The sequence below is a fragment of the Streptomyces spectabilis genome, assembly GCF_008704795.1.
Taxonomy (GTDB): domain Bacteria; phylum Actinomycetota; class Actinomycetes; order Streptomycetales; family Streptomycetaceae; genus Streptomyces; species Streptomyces spectabilis.
In genome coordinates this window covers 8,490,959-8,510,396 of sequence record NZ_CP023690.1, presented here as the reverse complement: position 1 = coordinate 8,510,396, position 19,438 = coordinate 8,490,959, and the positions used below count along the sequence as shown (strand labels likewise).

Genomic DNA, 19,438 nt, shown 5'->3' with positions numbered 1-19,438 from the left:
GTCGGGGCAGGCCGGTGGTCAGCCGGTGAAGCCCGCGGTGATGGAGGTGAACTGCCAGGAAGGACGGTCGCGGTTGACCGCCCAGAAGGACAGGCGGCCGATGTGGTGGGCGTTGGACCAGTCGCGGATCTGGGTCCAGATCTGGGGCGTGGTCACCTCGCCCACGTCGCTGTTGCCGTTCATGCCCGAGATGCCGATGTGGGCGTAGGCCTCCGCGTCGGACCATCCGTACACGGACTTGAGCTTGGTCTTGAGGCCCTCGGTGGCCTTGACGGTGTTGCCGTACATGTCGGCGTGGCCGCCGAAGTTGAACGGCATGATCGTGAAGTTGTCGATGTCCGCCTGGAGGGCCTTGGACCGCTCGATGAGGCGGTTCCCCCAGGAGTTGGGCCCGGTGTTGAGCGTGGGGAAGGTGAGAATCGTCCGCAGGCCCGGGTTGTTCTGCTTGACGATCTTCAGGGCGCCGAGGATCCGGTCCTGGACGGCCGGGCTCTCGAATTCATCGGTGTTCTCGATGTCGACGTCGACCGCCTTGAGCCGGTAGGCGTCGATGACCTTCTGGTACGCGCCCGCGAGGGCCTGCGGCGTCGAGCAGTTGGGGCCGAGCTTGTTGCCGCTCCAGCCGCCGATGGAGGGGACGATGTCCCCGCCGGCCGCGCGGATCGACTTGATGGTGGTCTCGTCCACGCCGCCGGTGAGGGGGCGCTGGCTGTCCCAGGCGGGGTTGCAGCCGTTCCGGGCGAGGATGAAGGCCATCGTGTACCACTTGATGCCGGTGGCCCGCATCACGTCGGTGGCGCTGGGCGGGTTGCCCCAGCCCAGGTAGAGGTAGGGCGCGGCCTGGACGAAGCCGGGCGCGCGCCCTTCGCCCGCGGGGGCCGCGGGGGCGTCGGCCGCCCGCGCCGGGGCGGCCAGGGCGGCGAACGGGACGACCAGGCTGACGAGCGCCGTCGTGACCCGTCGTGGAAGGCGTCTGCGCGTGGGGGATCTCAAGGGGACTCCCTCGAGTGTCGGTTCCGGATGGGTGGTGCGGACGGCTCGTCCGGACACTGCCGCCCGTCGCTCATGAGCCCGTCGGCCGCGGCACCGCACCGGCTCGCTCGGAGGCTATTGGCATGTACCAATCCGGTCAATAGGTCTGGACCACATGGCGCGCCCGGATTTCTGCGTAGCCCTACCTACCGATACCCGGATTGTTCTCACCTGGACTTCCGCGAACTCTAGGACTGCACAACGCCGTTGGCCCAGACCAAAGGGCGCGGCGGTCGGCGCACCCTCGTCGGTGCGCTCCCCCACACACGCTCAACGTGCCACCCCCCACACAGAGAACACCTCCACACAGAACACCTCCACACAGAACGCCTCCCCCCACAACGCACGCCCCCCACACCAGGAGGAGAACCATGCGAAGGAACCTGCTCCTGAGATCCGTCGTCGCGGCCGTGGTGACGGTGGCCATCGGACTTCTCGGCTCCGGGGCCCAGGCCGCGCCCTCCCCCCAAGGGCGGCCCGCCGCCGCGACGGACGCGGCGGCGGAGGGCCACGGCATCACGGCCGACGAGCTGGCGGCGCTCGCGGCGGCGGGCCCCCGGTCCTTCCAGCCCCCTCCGGGCGGCTGGCCGGTGCCCTCCGACCGCAGCTACCGCCTCACGGCCTCGTGCCAGCAGTACGCCGCGACCATCAGGCAGGGCGCGGCCGCCTGGGCGAACCTGGACGAGACCACCAACCGCGACACCCCGGTGGAGTGCCGCAACACCTACATCACCGACTGCGGCGGAGGCGGCAGGATCGTCGGCTGCAACTGGGGGCGCGGGCAGCGCATCGCGCTCTACATGGGCGGTGTCCGGGACCAGGCACTGCTGGCCGCGCACGAGTTCGGCCACGACTGGTACGGCCACTCCGGCTACCAGTGCGCGGGCTGGAGCAGCGCGCAGCACGTGATGGCGCCGTCGATGTGCGGCTTCGGGCCCGGCACGAAGAACCCGGTCCGCATCGACTGAGGTGAGCGCGACGAGCCCTCGTGGTTCCTTCCCCTTGATCGGGCCGGTGGCGGCGACCTCGCCACCGGCCCCTTCAACGTACGGGATCAGCGACGGGCTCCCCCGGCCCCAGGTGCCGCCAGCGCACCGGGTCGTGGGCGCCCGCGCCGGGCCTCTCGGCGGGCAGCGGGCCGCGGTCGGCGACGTCGAGGACGAGCGCCTCGTCGCCGCCCGGCTGGAACGCGTAGTCGACCCGGTGCAGCCGGGACGGCACGCCCAGGGCGTCGAGCGCGGCGCGCAGCCGGTCGAGGGCCGCGTACCGGCGGTCGCTGGTGTGCAGGACCACCGGGAAGAGCCGCACTTCGCGGCGCGCCACCCGCACCAGCTCCAGGAGCGCGCTCAGATGGAACTCCTCGCTCAGCTGCGCCCCGTAGGAGAACAGCAGGTGCGAGCTGAGCACGAGGTCGAAGGAGCGGTCCGCGAAGGGCAGGTGCGGCAGCGCTCCCGCGACGTACCGGTCGGGGCGGGCCGCCAGGTCGGCGGTGAAGGCGCGCACCGAGGCGGCCCGCAGCCGGGTGTAGCGCTCGGGGCCGCCGAACCAGTCCCACACGAAGCGCTCCGCGTTGTCGGCCACGTACGCGTGCTTGTGCTCGATCTCGCGCAGCGCGAGCGTGCCGAGCTGCTCCCGGCCGGAACCGTACTGCGGGTCGACGGCGACCGCGTCGGTGCCCCGCGCCCCGGCCTCGGCGACGAAGCTCGCGGCGCCGCCGGGGCAGTCGAGGACGCGCAGCCGGAGGTCGTCGTCCGTGAGCGCGAACATCGCGCGGTACTCGTCGAAGGAGCGGGCACTGACCAGCATCGCGTCACCCCCTGCCGATGTACGGCATCGTCGTGGGCAGCACCGTCAGGGACTGCACGTTGGTGTCGAGCGGCATCGACGCCATCAGCACCAGGGCTTCGGTGAAGCGCTCCACCGGGATGGTCGCCTCCACGGCCATCGTGCCGTCGCCCTGCATGGAGGGCGGCTGCGGGCTTCCGTCCACCGGCGTCACGTTGCCCACGTCGATCTGCCCGCAGGCGATGCGGTAGGGGCGGCCGTCCAGGGACAGGCCCCGGGTGATGCCGAGCACCGCGTGCTTGGCCGTGGTGTAGGCGATGGCGTGGGGGCGCGGCGCGTAGGCGGACGGCGCGCCGTTGTTGATGATGCGGCCGCCCTGCGGCGACTGGTCGCGCATCACGCGGAACGCCTCCTGGGAGCAGAGGAACGTGCCGGTGACCGTGGTGGCCATGATCTGGTTCCAGTCGTCGACGGTCACCTCCCCGACCGGCCTGCGGGGCACCACCGCGCCCGCGTTGTTGAACAGCAGGTCGAGACGGCCGAAGTGGTCCACGACGGTGCGGAACAGAGCCTCGACCTGGTCCGGGTCGCTGATGTCGGCGGGCACCGCGAGCACCCGGTCCGCCCCGGCCCCCGAGAGGGCCGCGGTCTCCTCCAGCGTCTCCTTGCGCCGCCCGGCGAGCGCGAGCGACCAGCCCTGGTCGAGCAGGGCGAGCGCGGCGGCGCGGCCGAGGCCGCTGCCGCCGCCGGTGACGACGCCGATCCTCCCCCGGCCGCTCATCGCTCGTTCATCCAAGCGCGCAGGATCCGTCGCGCCTGCGGACCCGGGACGTCCACGTACGGGGAACGGCCGTGCAGCACACGGCTGTTGCGGATCATCAGCAGGTCGCCCGCGCCGAGCTGGAGGCCGAAGGCGATCTCCGGGCGGTACAGCACCTCGTCCAGGTAGTCCAGGGCCTCCAGGCGCCGGGCGTCGAGCTCCGCCGACGCCCGGACCGTGCGGGTCTGGTAGTAGCAGCCGATCGTCCCGTCGTCCTGGGTGAACAGGATCGGGGTGACGACGATCTGCTGGCCCGCGCGGCCGCTGCGGTCGAAGCGCCACTCCTCCTGCAACAGGGCCAGCACGTCGGGGCGTTCGCGCGCGATGATGTCGTACACGTGCCGGGCGCTGGCCAGCTTGGTGGTGCCGCCACCGTCCGCCGCGGGCCGCAGACAGAGCAGGACGAGCAGGTCGCAGGTATCGCAGTGGAAGCCGAGTTCGGTGGCGCCGTCACCGTCGCGGTCGCGCAGGACGGTCCACAGGTCGCCCTGCGCGTTCTGCGGGATGGCCCCGCCGATCTCGTCGACGACGCGGGACAGACTGGTGATGAGGTCGTCGTCGGAGGCGTCCGGCGAGATGACGTTGCGCACGTTCACGAAGCCCACGGCGTCCAGGCTGTTGGCGATGAACGAGCGCACGGTGGTGTACGCCTCCTCGCCCGCACCCCAGCGCCCGGTGAGGGAGTCCGGCCACAGCAGCCGCCGGTCGTCGTCGGAGACCGACAGCGACCACACGTCGCGCGCGGACTCCAGGTAGTCGCTGGTCCAGCCGATGTCGTCGATGGTGGTTCCGGTCATGGCGTCCTCAGTCCTTTCGAGAGGCGTACGGGCAGGGGGTTCCGCTGTGCGGAGCCGTCACCGGACGGCCGCGGCCACGGCGTCGGACCACAGGGTCAGCGCCTCGTCGATCTGCTCGGCGGTGACGACGAGCGCCGGAATCATCCGTACGACGTTGCCGTGCACCCCGCAGGTCAGCAAGAGCAGGCCCCGCTCGGCGGCGGCCTGCTGCACGGCGCGGGCCAGGGCGGCGTCGGGCGAGCCGTCGGGGCCGCGGAACTCGCTGGCCAGCATCAGGCCGGTGCCGCGCACATCGGCGACGGCCGGGACGCCGGCGGCGGTCTTGCGCAGCCCGTCCGCGAGGCGGCGGCCCTGCTCGGCGGCGTTGGCCACCAGGCCCTCGTCGCGGATGACGTCGAGGGTGGCGAGGGCCGCGGCACAGGCCACGGCGTTGCCGCCGTAGGTCCCGCCCTGCGAGCCGGGGCGGGCCCGGCCCATGAGCTCGACGGACGCGGCGATCGCCGACAGCGGGAAGCCGCTGGCCAGGCCCTTGGCGGTGATGAGGATGTCCGGGACGACACCGGCGGAGTGCTCGTGGGCCCAGAACCGCCCGGTGCGGCCGAAGCCGGTCTGGATCTCGTCGAGGACCAGCAGGATCCCGTGCCGGTCCGCGCGCTCCCTGAGCCCCGCGAGGTAGCCGGGCGGCGCGGGCACGTAACCGCCCTCGCCGAGGACGGGTTCGACGAAGATCGCGGCGGTTTCCTCGGGCGCGCTCACGGTGGCGAGGACGTGGTCGAGGCCGCGCAGGGCGTGTGCGACGGCCGCCTCCTCGCTGAGGCCGAGCGCGAAGGCGTGCGGGAACGGCGCCACCGCGACACCGGGCATCAGCGGGCCGCTCCCGGCGCGGAACCGGGTGCCCGCGGTGCTCATCGCCGCCGCGCCCATGGTGCGCCCGTGGAAGGACCCGTCGAGCACGATCACGTTCTGCCGCCCGGTGGCGTGCCGGGCGAGCCGCAGCGCGGCCTCCACCGCCTCGCTGCCGGAGTTGAGGTAGAACAGCGCGTCCAGGCCCGCGGGCAGTACCTCGCCCAGGCGCTCGGTCAGCGTGAGCAGCCGGTCGTGCATGACGGTCGTGTACTGGCCGTGGATGAGCTGTCCCGCCTGCTGCCGCACGGCCTCGACCACCCGGGGGTGACAGTGGCCGGTGTTGGTCACGCCGACGCCCGCGGTGAAGTCGAGGTAGCGACGGTCGTCGGCGTCGTACAGGTACATCCCCTCGCCGCGGGTGGCGACCACGGGCGTGGCCTGCTGGAGCACCGGGGAGAGCTGGGGCATCGCGTCACTTCCTAGGATTCGGTGGCCCGTCGGGCGGGCCGGATGAGGGTGCGGCCCGCAGGGGGCCGTGGTGCGGGGCGGTTCAGCGGGCCGGGTCGGCCGGGACCGGGGACCGGTGCGGCAGGAACCCGGCGTCGGCGGCCCAGGTCAGCGCGGCCGACCACCACTCCGCGGTCGGCTCGGCGAACCGCACCCCGAGCCGGTCGAGCACGGACTGGGTCCACGCGCTGTCGACGACGACGTTGCGGTCGCCGAGCTGGGACCAGGTCGAGGCGAGCCTGGCCATGGTCGGATGGTGCCGCTCCGCGCGGGCGAGCGCCGCGGCGAACGTGGCGTCGTCCGTGAGCCGGATGGGATAGCCGTGCCGGACCATCCACGCCACCAGGTCGTCGTGGGCGACGGTGTGCGGCGACTCCTCGTGGTAGACGCCCGGCGCCGCGTGCGGCTGGGTCGCGAGCGCCGCGATTCCCGCCGCCACCGTGTCCACGTGGGAGAACTCGAACGTCGTCGACGGCCTGCGCGGCGCCGCCCCGGCCAGGACGTAGCCGCGCACGGTCTGGTAGATCCGGTTGTCCGCGACGTTGCGCTGGAACGCGCCGGTCCTGCTGTGCGCCGCGATGTGGCCGCTGCGGTGGACGTAGGCCTGACGGCCGGATGCCGCCCAGGCCCGCACGGTCTCCTCCGCGTGGAACTTCACCTTCTCGTACGGGGTGCGGAAGCTCTGCCCGATGCGCAGGTCGGCCTCGCTGAAGCGGCGCGCGGGCCCCTCCACCTCGCCCGAGACGGCCAGCGTGGAGACGTGGTGGAAGCGGGCCGCCGGGGTGTGGGCGTCGATCCAGTGGAGCAGCCGCCGCACCGCGGTGTGGTTGGTCCGCTCGAGGTCCGCGGGCGAGGCCACGAGGCGGACGTCCGCGGCCGCGTGCACGACGACCCGGGCCGTGCGGGCGCGGGCGAGTCCGGCCGGGGTCAGGCCGAGGCCGTCCGCGGTGATGTCACCGGCGATCACGTCGGCGCCGCCGAGCCGCCGGGCCGCCTCGGCATCGTTGTCGCCGCGGACCAGGCAGGTCACGCGGGCGCCCCGCGCCGCCAGTTCGGTGAGCACGTGCCCGCCCAGATAGCCGGTCGCCCCGGTCAGCAGGACGGGCACCGGCTCGCGCACGACCGTCCAGTGTCCGCGCGCGGGAGCGATGCCGGTGTGCACCAGCTGGCCGGAGGTGGACACCACCGCCCGCGCGTGGTCGGCCGGTTCGGTGTCCGCGGCGGCGGCCACCGCGCGGGAGAACGAGGCGACGATCCGCTCCGCGCTCTCGTGCGACAGGCGCGGCCAGGCGTAGACCAGGTCGGTCACCAGGCGCCCGTCGACGATCCGGGCGGTCAGACGGAGCCGGTAGAGCGAGTCCCCGGTGGCGCAGCGGGCGGCCCCGGCCTGCTCGTCCGCCACCGACCAGTCCAGACAGGGCTCGTCGGGCAGCCGGAAGGTGCCGAGGAAGTTGAACGCCGCCTCGGGGCGCGCCCCTTCGACGTCCATCGGCAGCTGGGGCGCCGCGCGTACGAGGTCCTCGACCCGGGCGGTGCGCTCGGGCCCTTCGGCCGTCCCGCCCGCGTCGACGGCCAGCCACTTGACGGCGGTGAACCAGCCCACCGTGTCCAGGTACTGGCCGTCGTCGCCGTCGGTCCCGCGGCCGTGGGTCTCCACCTCCACGCCGAGGCTCCGCTGCCCGCTCCAGGCGAGGGTGGCGTCGGCGAAGGCCGCGAGCAGCACCGCCTCCAGGCGCTGCGCGCCCCCGTGGCGCTCCAGAAGACGGCCGGTCGCCCGCTCGTCGAGGCTCCACACCAGGGTCGCCGGTTCGGTGCTCGACGTGGCGTCGTCCACCGGGAGCCGGGGCGCGACCGCCGGGTGCGCGGCGGCCGTCCGGGGCGTGGTGGCGGCCCAGGCGTAGAAGTCGGCCGTCGGCGCCAGGTCTGCCCGCTGCCCCGTGAGCGCGGCCCGGTAGGCGGCGGCGAGGTCGTCGAGCAGGATGCGCCAGGAGAGGCCGTCGACGACGAGGTGGTGGGCGATCAGCGCGAGCCGGTCGTCGACGCCCGGTCCGCCCGCGAACCGGTGCACCCTCAGCAGGCGCCCGGCTTCCGGGTCGAGGCTGCGCTGCAGCTCGGTGCAGAGCGCCCCGACCGTCTCGGGCAGCGGATCGCCCGGCCGCAGCCGTGAGTGGCTCACCGCGTCCAGGTCGCCCGCGGGCCGCAGCGGGCCGAGGCCGCCGGGACCGAGCGGCCTGCGCAGCGCCGTGTGCCGGTGCAGCACGGCCTCGACGGCCCGCGCAAGGGCTCCGGCGTCCACGCGCTCGCGGCAGCGAAGGAGCACGGACTGGTTCCAGTGCCGCGGTTCGTCGACGGGCTGGCGGAACAGCCACCGCTGGGCGGGCGCCAGGTGGCGCGGCTCGGCCGCCAGGGTCTCGGCGCGCGGCTGTGCGCTCCGCCGGGACGAGGCGGCGACCGCCGCGAGCCGGGTGGGCGTCGGGTGCTCGTAGAAGTCCTCGAACGCGACGCGGTGGCCGCGGCGGCGCAGGAACGCGATGGTGCGCATCGCGAGGATCGAGTCCCCGCCCAGGCTCAGCACGTCCGCGTGCGGGTCGACGACGGGCAGGCCCAGGGCGTCCGCCCACAGCTCGCACAGGGCGTGCGCGAGCGACGCGGCGGAGCGGTCGGCGGGCCGCCCCGCGGTGGCGGGCGCGGGCCGCGCGGTCCGGGCCCGGGACTCGATGAGGCCGGACACGATGTCGCTCAGGCGGGCGCGGTCGAGCTTCCCGTTCGCGCCGAAGGGGAACTCCGGCAGGGCGAGGACGGGCTGCGGCACGGAGTAGCCGGGCAGCCGGTCGTGCAGGTGGGAGCGGAGCGCGGCGAGCGTGCCGTCCTCGTCGCGCCCGCCGGTCAGGCGTACGGCGGCCAGGAGTTGGCTGCCCGCCGGGGTCTCGCGGACGATCACCGCGCCCTGGCCGACGCCCGGGAACTCCTCCATGGCCCGCTCGATCTCGGCGGGGTCGACGCGGAAGCCACGGACCTTGACCTGGCGGTCCGAGCGGCCGACGAAGACGAGGTTGCCGTCCGCTCGGCGGCGGCACACGTCGCCGGTGCGGTACATGCGCCGTCCCGCGTGCGCGATGAAGCGGCGCGCGGTCTCGTAGGGGCGCCCGAAGTATCCGGCGCTCACGCCGCGTCCCCCGATGTACAGCTCGCCCTCCGCGGCGTCGGGGTCGGGCGTCACGGGCGCGCGCGTGTCGGGGACGAGCCGCAGTTCGACCTCGCCGATGGCGGTGCCGATGGGCACGGTGGGCTCGTCCGCGGGCAGGTCGGCCGCGGTGGCGGCGAGGAAGCAGGTGGCGCCGACGGTGGTCTCGGTCGGACCGTAGTGGTTGGCCACGCGCGCGGCTATGCGCTCGTCGAGCAGGCGCGCGGCGAGCGACCGGGGCAGCGCCTCGCCGCCGAGCAGGACGGTGTCCAGGGCGGGTGCGTCGGACGGCCGCCCGGCGAGCAGGGCCGTCAGGTGCGACGGCGTCGTCTTGAGCACCGAGACCCCGGCCGCGCCGAGGTCCGCCCAGAACGCCTCCGGGTCCCGCGCGGTCGCGTCGGGCACCACGTGCACCGAACCGGCGGTCGCGAGGGCGAGCAGCCAGGAGGTGTGGCCGAGGTCGGCGGCCAGGGTGGTGACGTGGGCGACGCGGGGCGCGTCGGCGTCGGTGAGGCCGAGCCGGTCGCGCAGGGCGAGGGCGTAGTGCACGGCGTTGGCGTGGGTGACCGCGACGGCCTTCGGCTCCCCGCTGGATCCGGAGGTGAAGGACAGGTACGCGAGGTCGTCCGGCGCGCAGCCCTGTGTGCCGTCGGGCGCGACGGGCGCGCTCGCGGCGAGCGCGTCGACGTCGACGACCTCGGTGCGGTACGGCTCGGGCGCGCGCAGGTCCCGCGCGGTGGTCAGGGCGTGCCGCACCTTGACCGCGTCCAGGCGCCGGTGCACGTCGCGCGGGCTCCACCCCGGGTCGACCAGGACGGCGGCCGCGCCCGCGCGCAGGACGCCGTGCAGCAGCGCGCACATGCGGGCGTCCCGGGGGCCGAACAGCGCGACCCGGTCGCCGCGCGCGGTGCCGAGTCCGGCGAGGCGGGCCGCGATGTGCCCGGCCGCGGTGTCGAGTTGCCGGTGGTCGAGGGTGCGGGTCCCGTCGCTGAGGGCGGTCCTGTCCGGGTGGGTCAGGGCGTGGTGGACGAGCAGGCCGGGCAGCGTGGCGTCGGGCAGCGAGGCGGGGGAACGCATCGCTCGCGTCATGGGCGTGGACCTCCGGTGGTGGCGTTCGGTGTGCTGTCGCTCGCGGCGGTCGGGGCGAGCGGGGTGAGGTCACCGGCGATGAGGGCGGTCAGCTCCGCGCCGGGCGACAGGCGTCCCGCCAGCTCCCAGGCGAGCAGGCGGTGCAGGCCGTCGAGGTGGACAAGCCCTTCGTCGGTGGGGAGGTCCGCGTAGTGGTCGTGCGGGATCGGCCGCGTGGTGAGGTAGATGGAGGAGAAGGCGGCGGTGCGGAACCGGGCGATCTTGCCGGTGCAGACGGGGTTGGCCGCCGTGAACTCCGCCTCGTGCGCGCGCAGCAGGTCCGCCGCCTGGCCGACGGTGAGGCCGGTGCGCGGGACGAGCTCGCGGCCGCCGCCGCAGCTCAGGTGCCAGGGCAGGAGCACCGAGCGGACGTCGGCGCGGGACAGCCGGATCGTGGCCCAGGTGCCGAAGGTCGCGTCGGCCAGGCGCAGCGCGCTGTCCGCGTCCTCGTTGGTGTTGACCTCGTGGGCGCGGGTGACGGGATGGTCCCGGTGGAAGAGGGCGCGTACCTCGTCGAAGGTGGTGGGGCCGATGATCTGCATCCGTGCGGTCCTTTCTCACGCGTGCCTGGCGTACTCGGTGAAGTGCCGCTCCGCGAACAGCTCCGGCCAGCGCCCGCCGTCGAGATCGAGGGTGCGGGCCGTACGGAGCATGTGCCGCCAGTACGGCTTCACCGGCCGCCAACGCGCCCCGGTCTGGCAGTACGAGGCGTCGACGAAGTAGCGGGCCGGGCTGCCGGGCGGGCTCGGCGCGGGCCTGCGGGCGTGCAGCAGCGCGGAGTTGATGACCACGGTCGAACCGGGCGGCAGCTCGTCGATGACCACCTCGCCCGGGAGTTCGGTGGTGCCGAGGTGGGCGAGCGCCGACTTGGCCCAGGGCCGGTGGTGGGAGCCCGGCACCACGGTGAGGTTGCCGACCGTGCCGTCGAGGCCGCCGAGGTAGTGCAGCGCGTGCACCATCGACAGGTCGGGGTCGCCCGCGTCGTTGGGCTCGTGGTCGTGGTGCCACGGCTTGCCGGGCACGCCGGGATTGTGCCGGTCGCTGTGCAGATGGTGGAAGACGAAGGGCGCGCCCATGAGGTCCGCTATGACCCGCAGCAGGGGTTCGTGGGTGATGAGTTCGCCATGGGCGGGCAACTCCAGCTCCATGACGGGCGGCGGATCGTGGTCGGGGCCCGGATCGAGGCAGGCGGCGATGGAGCGGGACCGCAGCCCGTCGTCGACCCAGCGGTCCACCTCGGGCACGAGCCGGTCGAGGAGCGATCCGGGCAGCAGGGCGGGCAGGACCAGGTAGCCCAGGTCCGTGAAGTGCTCCCGCTGCGCCGAAACCGTCCCACTGCCCTCGAAGAATAGTGGCATCTACCCCACACCTTTCCGTGAACGGGAATGACGCAGTGAACGTGGATGGTATGCATGCGACTGGTGAGGTCCCGCCGCAGTCGGCTCAATTCCTGCCTGTTCGACTCGGTAGTGACGTCGGTTGCGGCGAAGGAATGACCTGGGGCCCGGCCACTTCGACGCGCGAAGAGCCGGATCTCCCCAATGGCGAAAAACGAGTACCGAGCCAGACGAAGAACTGAATGACGGCGATGGCCGTGAACAGCGCGGTGACACCGAACTCGACGACCAGCCAGCCGCCGAGAAGCGAACTGACCGGGATGGCGGCGAAGGGAATGGCCCGCTGCAGCCCCACCACCCTGCCGAGGAATTGCGGATCGACCGCGCCCTGCCGATAGGTCCGCCAGGGCACGATGAACGTGGAGGTCGTCGTGCCGACGACGAACCAGCACACGGTCAGCGCGCCGATGCCGGGCTGGAACGCGGGCAGTGTCAGGGCTAGGGCCTTCACGGCCATGGCCGAACCCATGAGCGTGCCCGCCGAGAACCTGCGCAGCAGCAGGGGTGCCGCGGCGGCGCCGAGCGCGACCCCGAGTCCCTGTGCCGCCGCGACCACCGCGAGCGAGGCCGGGACGTCCCCGTCGGGCCCGGCCACGATGTAGACGAGGTTGGCCGCCGCCGCGGGGAAGGTGAGGTTGGCGAGGGTCAGCAGGAACGTGGCCCACAACAGGGCGCGCTCCCGCACGACCATGCGCAGCGCCGCCGCGGAGTCGGGCCCGAGCGAGCGGCAGGCCGCGGCGAACGAGGTCCGCAGGCGCCGCCCCGCGGCGACGGCGGCGGTGGCGGCGATCAGCAGGGCGGAGACCGCGAACGAGGCCGCGTTGGCGAAGCTCGCCGCGGTCGGCCCGAGGAGCGTGACGACCGCGACCCCGGCGACGGGGCCGAGCATGCCGAGGGTGCCGTCCGCGCCCTGGACCCAGGCGTTCATCGAGGCCCGCCGTTCCTCGGCGACCCGCTCGGTGATGAATCCCTGGAACGCGGGGAACGAGAACGGCCGTACGCAGCCCAGCAGAAAGGCCGCCGCCATCACCAGGAACACCGGCGGATCGATCAGGCAGAGCACCCCGATCCCGGCCACGATCACCGCGGACACGACATCGCACGCGATCATCAATTGCCGTCGGTCGGCCCGGTCGGCGACAACTCCGCTGAAGAGTCCGATGACGACGAACGGCACGAACTCGATCGCATAGGTCAGCGCCGTGGAGACCGCCGATCCGGTGATCTGGAGCACGAGTACGGGCAGGGCGAAGCGGAATATCCAGTCCCCGCTGCTGGAAATGATGAAAGCCACTCGTAAAAGCCGCTCGTCCCGCCGCTGGGCGTCCCGCTTCACCGCGGACTGCCGGCACTGCGCACAGGCGGTGCGGGCGGAGCGCGTGACGTGTAAGCGCCGCCGCCCATGCGTGTGCACAGCAATCACGAACCCTCCCCGCAAAGCAAAAGGAAAAGAAACGGAAGCGCTCACGGGGTCGTCCGTGGTGCCCTGGAGTCTCGCTCGGCTTGGCTCAGAGAAGCACAGGAAGCTCAGGTTCCGCCATCCTCGTCCTACCATCTGAGACCATTTCAACATGTGCAACGCCAAGGATTTCACCATGTGCAACGGCAGGAATTCCGGCGGTGCTTGGCGGGGGAATCTACTCGCGCCCCTAATAGAAAGACAAGACGTTGACTGGGTGTTGCACCAGGAGTATGGTCTACACCACTTCTGCGAGAATGCACTGGTCACCGCAGTGCGCGCCCACGCCTTCGCGCCGAAGCGCCCGATAAACTACTCGTAAGTTATACCGGCGGGTTAACAACGGCCGTCCGAGCCCTATTCGAGCTGCCCGACATCCATTCCACTCCCACGGGTCCCACGGGAGCACGGAAAGGCAAGGCGGCGCGACGGCGTGTCAGCGCCCATCGCCCTCGGTATCGCGCCCCGCTGCGGTCTCCGGGTGCGCCAACGTGGCGCGCAGCGCGAGGAGTCCGTGGAGCAGGGCGCGGCGGTCCGCCGGGGTCATCCGGTCCGTCACCTCCCGCAGCGAGGCGACGCGCCGGTCCTTCAGGGCGCGCAGATGCGTCCTGCCGTGGCACGTCAGACGGAGCTCCAGCTCGCGCCCGCTGGCCCTGCTGGGGGCGCGGCGCACGAAGCCCAGGACCTCCAGGCGGTCGCACAGCCTGCTCACGGACGGGGGCGAGGCGCCGAGCAGTTCGCCGAGCGTGCGCAGGTTGATGCCCTCGTCCCGGTCGAGGCAGTGGAGCACGCGCAGCTGCGAGGGCGAGGCGGGCGCCGGGCTCACCGCACGGCCGTGCTCCCACAACACCTCAAGGACGTCCGCCAGTTCGGCGGCCGGATCGGCGTCCGCGCGGTCCGCGCGCCGCCGCGCTCCCGGCCCACCGGGGTCCGCGTCCATGGCCTTTCCCCTCGTCGCCCCTCTCCCACGGCTGGCGCGTCCACACTATCCGCGTGCCGCACCGGAACCACCGCGTAGTCGGCGGGGTTCGGGGCAAGCGATCGGTGTGAACCGCGGAACGACGGGAGGTTGTCGTGATGCACCCTCCGAAGGAGCAGCGAGTGGTGCGCGAGTGGGAGCGTAACGGGACGGTGTCGGCCGCCGAGGCACGTGCGGCGGCGCGTGACTTCATGGCGTCGGTGGGATGCGACGACGAGCGGCAGGCAGAGGCCGTGCTCCTGGTCGTGTCGGAGCTGGTGACGAACGCGCTGCGGCACGCCCGCGGGGTGACCGCCCTGCGGCTCGGCCACAGCGACCTGGGTCTGACGGTGTCCGTGTCCGACGCCGCCGACGAGCCGCCGCGCACCTTGCCCCTCGACCCGGCGCGGCCGGGCGGATTCGGGCTCCACCTGGTGCGGGACCTCGCGGGGCGGCTTGAGGTCGAGTGGTGTCCGGGCGGCAAGAGAGTGCGCGCCACCGTGCCGCTGTCGTGACGTCCGTGACGTCCGTGACATCCGTGACATCCGTGGCGTCCTGGGGCAGTTCGCCGTCCGCAGGCGTGCTCGCGTGTGATCAAGGCGACACGTACGGCCCGTCCGCGCGCCGGTATCGGCGCCGACTCGGGGGTACGGGTCAGCTCCACGTACGCACGTCAGCAGCGAGTCGGGCGGTGACGGCCCGAGAGAGGTGCGCAGGCATGGAAGACCGCTTCTGGCTCCGCCGCGAGGACGATGAGGGCGCGCGGGACGACGGGGGCGCACGGGACCACGGCCGCTCGCAGGACGACGGGGCGGGGGCACGGGCCGTGCTGCGGCTCTCGGGCGAGCTGGACCTGGAGGGCGCGCCGTCGCTCGCCGAGGCCGCGGGGCCGCTGCTCCAGGACGGGTCGCGGACCCTCGTCCTGGACTGTCACGGCGTCACGTTCTGCGACTCCAGCGGGCTCAACACGCTGCTGAACCTGCGCGAGCGGGCCGCGGCGTCCGGCGCCCGGCTGCTGCTCGCGCGGCCCTCCCCCAGCGTCCGTCATCTGCTGCGACTGACGCACACCGAGCGGGTGTTCCACGTCGTCGACGCCACCGAGGCCGTGGACGACGCGCCGGCGCCGCGCTCCTGACCTCCCTGTGCGCTCGGGGACCTCACCTCTATGCGCTCACGGGCCGCTATGCGCTCAAGCGCACCGCGAGGGCGAGGGTGTCGTCGGCGTGGAGTATCACCGCGTGCATCTCCTTGGCGAGCGCCCTCGGCAGGTGCGCCGTCGGGCGGTGGGCGTGGTCGCGGACCGCGCGGGCCAGCCGGGCCTCGCCCTCCTCGGGGTCCCTGCGGCTCTCGGTGAGGCCGTCGGTGTAGAGCAGCAGGAGATCGCCGGGGCGCATGCGGGTGCGGCGGACCTCCTCGCTGCCGGGCAGGGGGAAACCGATGCCCCGGCCGGGGGTTTCGAGGTACTCGGTGCCGCCGCCCCGGCGCATCAGGAGCGCGGGCGGATGGCTGCCGCCCGCGAGGTGCAGCTCCCCGGTCTCCGGGCGCAGCCGGGCCAGCAGGACCGTCGCCATCAGTGCGGGGTCGAAGGGCGCGAGCACTTCGTTCGTACGGGCCACGATCGACTGCAAGGGGTGGCCTTCGAGGGCCAGGGTGCGGACGGCGTGCGTGACGTTCAGGGCCGTGCGGGTGGAGCGGACGCCGTGGCCGAGCGCGTCCACGACCGTGATGTGCACGGTGCCGTCCGGCAGCACGAACCAGTCGTACAGGTCGCCTCCCGTGGGTGCCTCGGAGTCGGCCGGGGCGTAGTGCACGCCCAGTTCGAGCCCGGGCACGTCCAGGACGGGCGGGCGCAGGGCGTCCTCCAGTTCGCGCAGGACGCGGCCGTGGGCGCGGCGCACCTGCTGGTCGCGCTCGTCGAGCTGGACGTACAGGGCGAGCACACCGCTGTTGGTCTCGGCCAGTTCGTGCTTGAGGAGGCGGTGTTCGGCCTTCAGGGCGTCGACCTGGGCCAGGGCGGCGCCGAGTTCCTTGAGGAGCACCTCGCTCTCGCCGTCCGGCGGCGCGTCCGCGTCCGTCGGCGCCGGTGTCGTCCCCCCTGCGGTGTCGAGGGCGATGTGCCAGGTCACGGTGGACGGCGTGGTGCTGTGCGCGGCGAGCGGCAGCTCGTCGGCCGGGGGGACGCCGATGCCGCACGCGCGGTGGTCGAGGGTGACCGCGAGCAGCGGCGCCCCGCCGTCGTCCTCCCTGGTGGCGGTCAGGGTGACCGGGAAGCCCGCGTCGACGACCGGCGCCGCAACGCGCCCGGCGGCGAGCGCGAGCCGGGCGCGTACCTCCACGCCGAGGCGGTGGGTGTCGGCGAGCGAACGGACGGCGTGCCTGAGCGCCGGCAGGGAGCGCAGGTCGGTGGCGGTCATCGGGGCCTCTGGGGGGTCTTGACGGCGACGGCGGTCGCGTCGTCGCGGCTGCGGCGGAATCCGTGGACGAGGGCGGCGGCGAGCAGCGGCGGCGGCAGGCGCAGCAGGAACGGCTCCGGGTCCCGGGACCACCGCTGGTCGACGCCGTCGGTGTGGAGCACGGCCGTGGCGCCCGCGGGCACGCTGAGGCGGCGCACCTGCGGCGGGGGCATGTTCCAGCCGACGACGCCGGGCTGCCCGCTGAGCCGTCGCCCGACGTCGTCGGGCGACAGGAGTACGGCGCGTACGTTCCCGACGCCGCAGTAGTCGACGGCGGTGTCCCGCAGCCGGAGCAGACCGATGGCGGCGCCGCGGGAGTGGCGCAGGGCGCGGTTCGCCGCGGTGAGCAGGTCGGGCAGGTCGGCGTCCGGCCCTCGGTGGAAGCAGCGCACGGCGGCCCGCGCGGCCTCCTCCGCCTCCGCTCCGTGGCCGAGCCCGTCCACGGCGAGGGCGGTCAGGCCGCGGTCGGTGAGGGCGAAGGACGCGGCGTCGCCGCAGTGCCGCTCCCCCTCGGCGGGCAGGCACAGGGACCCCAGCGGCCGTTCGGCGTCGGCGGTGCGGCCGGGGGGTGCGAGGCGGGCGCAGACGAGCGTGCCGGTGCCCGCCCGGGTGCGGATGGTCAGCGTGGTGGCGATGCGGCGGATCGCGCCGAGCCCCGCGCCGAGGGTGTTGGTGGTGGTGTAGCCGTCGGTCAGACAGCGCTCCGGTTCGCGCATGCCGGGGCCCCGGTCGACGGCGGTGATCTCCAGGCCCTCGCCGTGGGTGAGGGCCTGGAGGTAGACGCTGCCGCCGGTGGCGTGCTTGGCGATGTTGCTGGCCAGCTCCGAGGCGACGACGGCCGCCCGGTCGGGCAGGGCGCCGGGAAGGCCGCACCGCCGGGCCAGGGTGCGGGCCGTGGCCGCGGCCAGGTGCACGGCGCTGAAGTGGTCGATGGGGACGGCCCGGGTGGGCTCCGCGAGGACGGCTCGCGCGGGGCCGGGGTGACCGCTGGGGCCAGTGGTCACGCGCGCCTCTTGTGCCACCGGACGGCCGTGACGACCGTGCCCCGCCCGGCCTCGGTGCGCAGCGCGAAGTCGTCCATGAGCCGGCGGGCGCCGCCGAGGCCGTGGCCGAGGCCCGCGCCCGTGGTGAAGCCGTCGGTGAGGGCGGCCTCCACGTCGGCGATGCCGGGGCCCTCGTCCTTGACGGTGAGCCGGAGGCCCGTGGTGCCGAGCCTGCGCACGATCTCGACGGTGAGGACGCCGCCACCGCCGTGGACGTAGGCGTTGCGGGCCAGTTCGCTGGCGGCGGTGACCACCCGCGTCTGGTCGACGATGCCGAAGCCCGCGAGCACGGTGGCGGCCCGCACCGCGTGCCGGACGTGCAGCAGGTCCTCCTCGCTGTACACGGTGTGGGTGGTGGACTCCTGCGGGCGGGTCAGGCCGGGCTCCCCCGCGGTGCGGGGCGCCGCGGCGGTCCGTCCTTCGGTTCGCGTCATGGCTCCGCCCTCTCCCGCGGCGGCACGCCCTTGTGCCAGCCAAGGGCGGTCAGGCCCTGTTCGGCGCTGAGCGCGGTCTCGACCCCGGCCAGCTCGATGCCGAGCTCGACGAGGGTGATGGCGACCGGCGGGCGCATCCCGGCCACGATGACGCGGGCGCCGAGCAGCCGGGCCGTGGTGCTGAGGTCCATCAGCATGCGGGCGACGAAGGAGTCGACGAGTTCGAGGCGGGAGATGTCGATGAGGACGCCGCGCGCGCCGCTGGCCACGATCGTCTCGGTGAGTTCCTCGGTGAAGGCGAGCGCCGACTTGTCGTCGAGCTCGTTGAGGAGCCCGCTGACAAGGACGTCGCCGAGGCGCAGGATGGGCACTCCCGCGGTGGGGTGCCCGTTCACCGGCCGTCCGTCCCGTCGGGGCCGGGGGTGTCCGCGAGCTTGATGGCGGCGGCGAGCGCGTCCGCGAGCGTGGCGCGGGTCAGGATGGTCGACAGGTCGATGCCGAGCTGGGCGATGGTCTGGGCGATCGGCGGCCGGATCCCGCTGATGACGCAGTCGGCGCCCATGAGCCGTACCGCCTTGACGGTCTGCATGAGGTGCTGGGCGACGGCGGTGTCGACGGTGGGCACACCGGTGATGTCGATGATGGCGACGAGGGCCTGGTCGTCTTGGATGGCCTGGAGGAGGTTCTCCATGACGATCTGGGTGCGCGCGGTGTCCAGGGTGCCGATCAGCGGTACGGCGAGGACCTGGCGCCACAGGCGTACGACGGGGGTGGACATCTCCAGGAGCTGGCGGCTCTGCCGGCGGATGATCTCCTCGCGGCCTTCGACGTAGACCTCGAACGACAGGGCTCCGGCGCTGTCCAAGAGCTGGTTGATGAGCAGCGCCGCCGCGAGGATCTCGTCGCTCTCCCGCGTGACGCGGCGCACGGCTTCGAGGAGCGCCTGCTTCAGGGCCTGGACGGCGAGCGAGGCCACGGTCGGGGAGGCGCCGCTGCGGGCCCGGCGCAGGGAGAGGTCGGTGACGCTCCTGTTGAGGTCCTCGTGGGTGTGGACGAGGCCGTGCGCGTGTCCCGGCCCGTCGAGGGCCCCGGCGAGGGCGCGCATCAACGCGTCGGCCTCCTCGTGCAGTTCTCCCTCGGTGAGGTCGCTGCCGAGCACGGCCTGTTCCCGCTGGAGCCGTACCCAGCGGTCCGCGATGTCGTCGGCGTTCGCGCGCAGGACCTCGGTGACGCGTTCACGTACGGCGGTGTCGCTGCCAGTCACAGCCCAACCCCTCACCTTCCGGATGCGCCCGGTGGGGCGTCATCCTCTTGCTTTCGACCGGGAGTTGAGGCCGGGTTCGCCTCGCCCGGCCGGGTTTCGTTTGCCGCCCGGCAAATGTTATCGACCCCCGTCCTGCCGCCGGCGGCGGGTTCCGCGCGGCCGCGCGGCGGGGGCCGTCGTGCTCGTCTGACTCCGTGTACCCCTCCGTCCCGTACGAACCATGGCACTTGCGGGTGACCCCGGAACGCTTGAGCGGGTGCGGACGGGGGGCGCAGGTGCCAGAAGAAGGTGGCGGGGCCGACATCGGCCCCGCCACGTTCGTGTGTCGTAC

At 73.5% G+C, this 19,438-nt stretch carries 17 protein-coding genes and 1 pseudogene; 3 read left to right on the top strand and 15 right to left on the bottom strand.

Going from position 1 to position 19,438, the window contains the following annotated elements:
• Positions 1-18 precede the first annotated feature (18 nt).
• Positions 19-858 (bottom strand): annotated as a pseudogene (locus CP982_RS36240) (chitinase); the annotation flags it as partial.
• A 545-nt stretch (positions 859-1,403) separates the two neighbouring features.
• Here CP982_RS36240 and CP982_RS36235 point away from each other — a divergent pair.
• Positions 1,404-2,000, top strand: coding sequence for a hypothetical protein (locus tag CP982_RS36235; protein ID WP_150515905.1), 597 nt, complete (start codon positions 1,404-1,406; stop codon positions 1,998-2,000).
• 73 nt (positions 2,001-2,073) lie between these two features.
• Here CP982_RS36235 and CP982_RS36230 read toward each other — a convergent pair whose 3' ends face one another.
• The 9 genes from CP982_RS36230 to CP982_RS36190 form a co-directional block, all read right to left on the bottom strand.
• Entirely contained in the window at positions 2,074-2,838 is a 765-nt protein-coding gene (locus CP982_RS36230) for a methyltransferase domain-containing protein (RefSeq protein WP_150514336.1), read from the bottom strand.
• 4 nt (positions 2,839-2,842) lie between these two features.
• Positions 2,843-3,598: an SDR family oxidoreductase gene (locus CP982_RS36225; RefSeq protein ID WP_150515904.1), complete on the bottom strand. Its 756-nt coding sequence runs from the start codon at positions 3,596-3,598 to the stop codon at positions 2,843-2,845.
• A complete protein-coding gene (locus tag CP982_RS36220; protein WP_150514335.1) occupies positions 3,595-4,434 on the bottom strand; it encodes a TauD/TfdA family dioxygenase in 840 nt (279 codons plus the stop codon). The genes CP982_RS36225 and CP982_RS36220 overlap by 4 nt, the downstream gene beginning before the upstream one ends.
• A 57-nt stretch (positions 4,435-4,491) precedes the next feature.
• Positions 4,492-5,748, bottom strand: a complete 1,257-nt coding sequence (locus CP982_RS36215; RefSeq protein ID WP_150514334.1) for an aspartate aminotransferase family protein — start codon at positions 5,746-5,748, stop codon at positions 4,492-4,494.
• Between the two features lie 82 nt (positions 5,749-5,830).
• Complete coding sequence (locus CP982_RS36210; RefSeq protein ID WP_150514333.1) at positions 5,831-10,060, bottom strand: non-ribosomal peptide synthetase; 4,230 nt, start codon at positions 10,058-10,060, stop codon at positions 5,831-5,833.
• Entirely contained in the window at positions 10,057-10,641 is a 585-nt protein-coding gene (locus CP982_RS36205; RefSeq protein WP_184925370.1) for a DUF6309 family protein, read from the bottom strand. Before CP982_RS36205 ends, CP982_RS36210 begins: the two co-directional genes overlap by 4 nt.
• A gap of 15 nt (positions 10,642-10,656) precedes the next feature.
• Positions 10,657-11,457 (bottom strand): phytanoyl-CoA dioxygenase family protein, encoded by an 801-nt coding sequence (locus CP982_RS36200; protein WP_150514332.1) that lies wholly within the window; start codon positions 11,455-11,457, stop codon positions 10,657-10,659.
• An 85-nt stretch (positions 11,458-11,542) separates the two neighbouring features.
• Positions 11,543-12,790 carry an MFS transporter gene (locus tag CP982_RS36195; RefSeq protein WP_170316566.1) on the bottom strand — a complete coding sequence of 416 codons (1,248 nt, stop codon included), beginning with the start codon at positions 12,788-12,790 and terminating at the stop codon, positions 11,543-11,545.
• Positions 12,791-13,391: 601 nt separating this feature from the next.
• Positions 13,392-13,895 carry a MarR family winged helix-turn-helix transcriptional regulator gene (locus CP982_RS36190; protein WP_150514330.1) on the bottom strand — a complete coding sequence of 168 codons (504 nt, stop codon included), beginning with the start codon at positions 13,893-13,895 and terminating at the stop codon, positions 13,392-13,394.
• Positions 13,896-14,032: 137 nt separating this feature from the next.
• Between CP982_RS36190 and CP982_RS36185 the strand changes: the two genes are divergently transcribed.
• Together CP982_RS36185 and CP982_RS36180 are read left to right on the top strand one after the other, a co-directional pair.
• A complete protein-coding gene (locus tag CP982_RS36185; RefSeq protein ID WP_150514329.1) occupies positions 14,033-14,428 on the top strand; it encodes an ATP-binding protein in 396 nt (131 codons plus the stop codon).
• Between the two features lie 203 nt (positions 14,429-14,631).
• On the top strand, positions 14,632-15,048 hold the full coding sequence (locus tag CP982_RS36180) for an STAS domain-containing protein (protein ID WP_150514328.1): 417 nt from the start codon (positions 14,632-14,634) through the stop codon (positions 15,046-15,048).
• Between the two features lie 46 nt (positions 15,049-15,094).
• Here CP982_RS36180 and CP982_RS36175 read toward each other — a convergent pair whose 3' ends face one another.
• From CP982_RS36175 to CP982_RS36155, 5 genes are read right to left on the bottom strand one after another with little or no spacing between them, the layout of a single operon-like run.
• Positions 15,095-16,327, bottom strand: coding sequence for a PP2C family protein-serine/threonine phosphatase (locus tag CP982_RS36175; protein ID WP_150514327.1), 1,233 nt, complete (start codon positions 16,325-16,327; stop codon positions 15,095-15,097).
• Positions 16,324-17,370 (bottom strand): ATP-binding protein, encoded by a 1,047-nt coding sequence (locus CP982_RS36170; protein WP_150514326.1) that lies wholly within the window; start codon positions 17,368-17,370, stop codon positions 16,324-16,326. The genes CP982_RS36175 and CP982_RS36170 overlap by 4 nt, the downstream gene beginning before the upstream one ends.
• The gene (locus CP982_RS36165) at positions 17,367-17,843 is read right to left on the bottom strand and encodes an ATP-binding protein (protein ID WP_150514325.1); all 477 of its coding nucleotides are present in this window, start codon (positions 17,841-17,843) and stop codon (positions 17,367-17,369) included. The genes CP982_RS36170 and CP982_RS36165 overlap by 4 nt, the downstream gene beginning before the upstream one ends.
• Positions 17,840-18,238, bottom strand: a complete 399-nt coding sequence (locus CP982_RS36160; protein ID WP_150514324.1) for an STAS domain-containing protein — start codon at positions 18,236-18,238, stop codon at positions 17,840-17,842. Before CP982_RS36160 ends, CP982_RS36165 begins: the two co-directional genes overlap by 4 nt.
• Positions 18,235-19,107 (bottom strand): STAS domain-containing protein, encoded by an 873-nt coding sequence (locus tag CP982_RS36155; protein ID WP_150514323.1) that lies wholly within the window; start codon positions 19,105-19,107, stop codon positions 18,235-18,237. The genes CP982_RS36160 and CP982_RS36155 overlap by 4 nt, the downstream gene beginning before the upstream one ends.
• Between the last annotated feature and the right edge of the window lie 331 nt (positions 19,108-19,438).

Bases quoted from the DNA above. Each gene is read 5' to 3' on its own strand.
- CP982_RS36180 (WP_150514328.1), top strand. From the start codon at position 14,632: ATGGAAGACCGCTTCTGGCTCCGCCGCGAGGACGATGAGGGCGCGCGG.
- CP982_RS36220 (WP_150514335.1), bottom strand. From the start codon at position 4,434: ATGACCGGAACCACCATCGACGACATCGGCTGGACCAGCGACTACCTG.
- CP982_RS36205 (WP_184925370.1), bottom strand. From the start codon at position 10,641: ATGCAGATCATCGGCCCCACCACCTTCGACGAGGTACGCGCCCTCTTC.
- CP982_RS36200 (WP_150514332.1), bottom strand. From the start codon at position 11,457: ATGCCACTATTCTTCGAGGGCAGTGGGACGGTTTCGGCGCAGCGGGAG.
- CP982_RS36190 (WP_150514330.1), bottom strand. From the start codon at position 13,895: ATGGACGCGGACCCCGGTGGGCCGGGAGCGCGGCGGCGCGCGGACCGC.
- CP982_RS36175 (WP_150514327.1), bottom strand. From the start codon at position 16,327: ATGACCGCCACCGACCTGCGCTCCCTGCCGGCGCTCAGGCACGCCGTC.
- CP982_RS36165 (WP_150514325.1), bottom strand. From the start codon at position 17,843: ATGACGCGAACCGAAGGACGGACCGCCGCGGCGCCCCGCACCGCGGGG.
- CP982_RS36230 (WP_150514336.1), bottom strand. From the start codon at position 2,838: ATGCTGGTCAGTGCCCGCTCCTTCGACGAGTACCGCGCGATGTTCGCG.
- CP982_RS36215 (WP_150514334.1), bottom strand. From the start codon at position 5,748: ATGCCCCAGCTCTCCCCGGTGCTCCAGCAGGCCACGCCCGTGGTCGCC.
- CP982_RS36185 (WP_150514329.1), top strand. From the start codon at position 14,033: ATGCACCCTCCGAAGGAGCAGCGAGTGGTGCGCGAGTGGGAGCGTAAC.
- CP982_RS36235 (WP_150515905.1), top strand. From the start codon at position 1,404: ATGCGAAGGAACCTGCTCCTGAGATCCGTCGTCGCGGCCGTGGTGACG.
- CP982_RS36210 (WP_150514333.1), bottom strand. From the start codon at position 10,060: ATGACGCGAGCGATGCGTTCCCCCGCCTCGCTGCCCGACGCCACGCTG.
- CP982_RS36225 (WP_150515904.1), bottom strand. From the start codon at position 3,598: ATGAGCGGCCGGGGGAGGATCGGCGTCGTCACCGGCGGCGGCAGCGGC.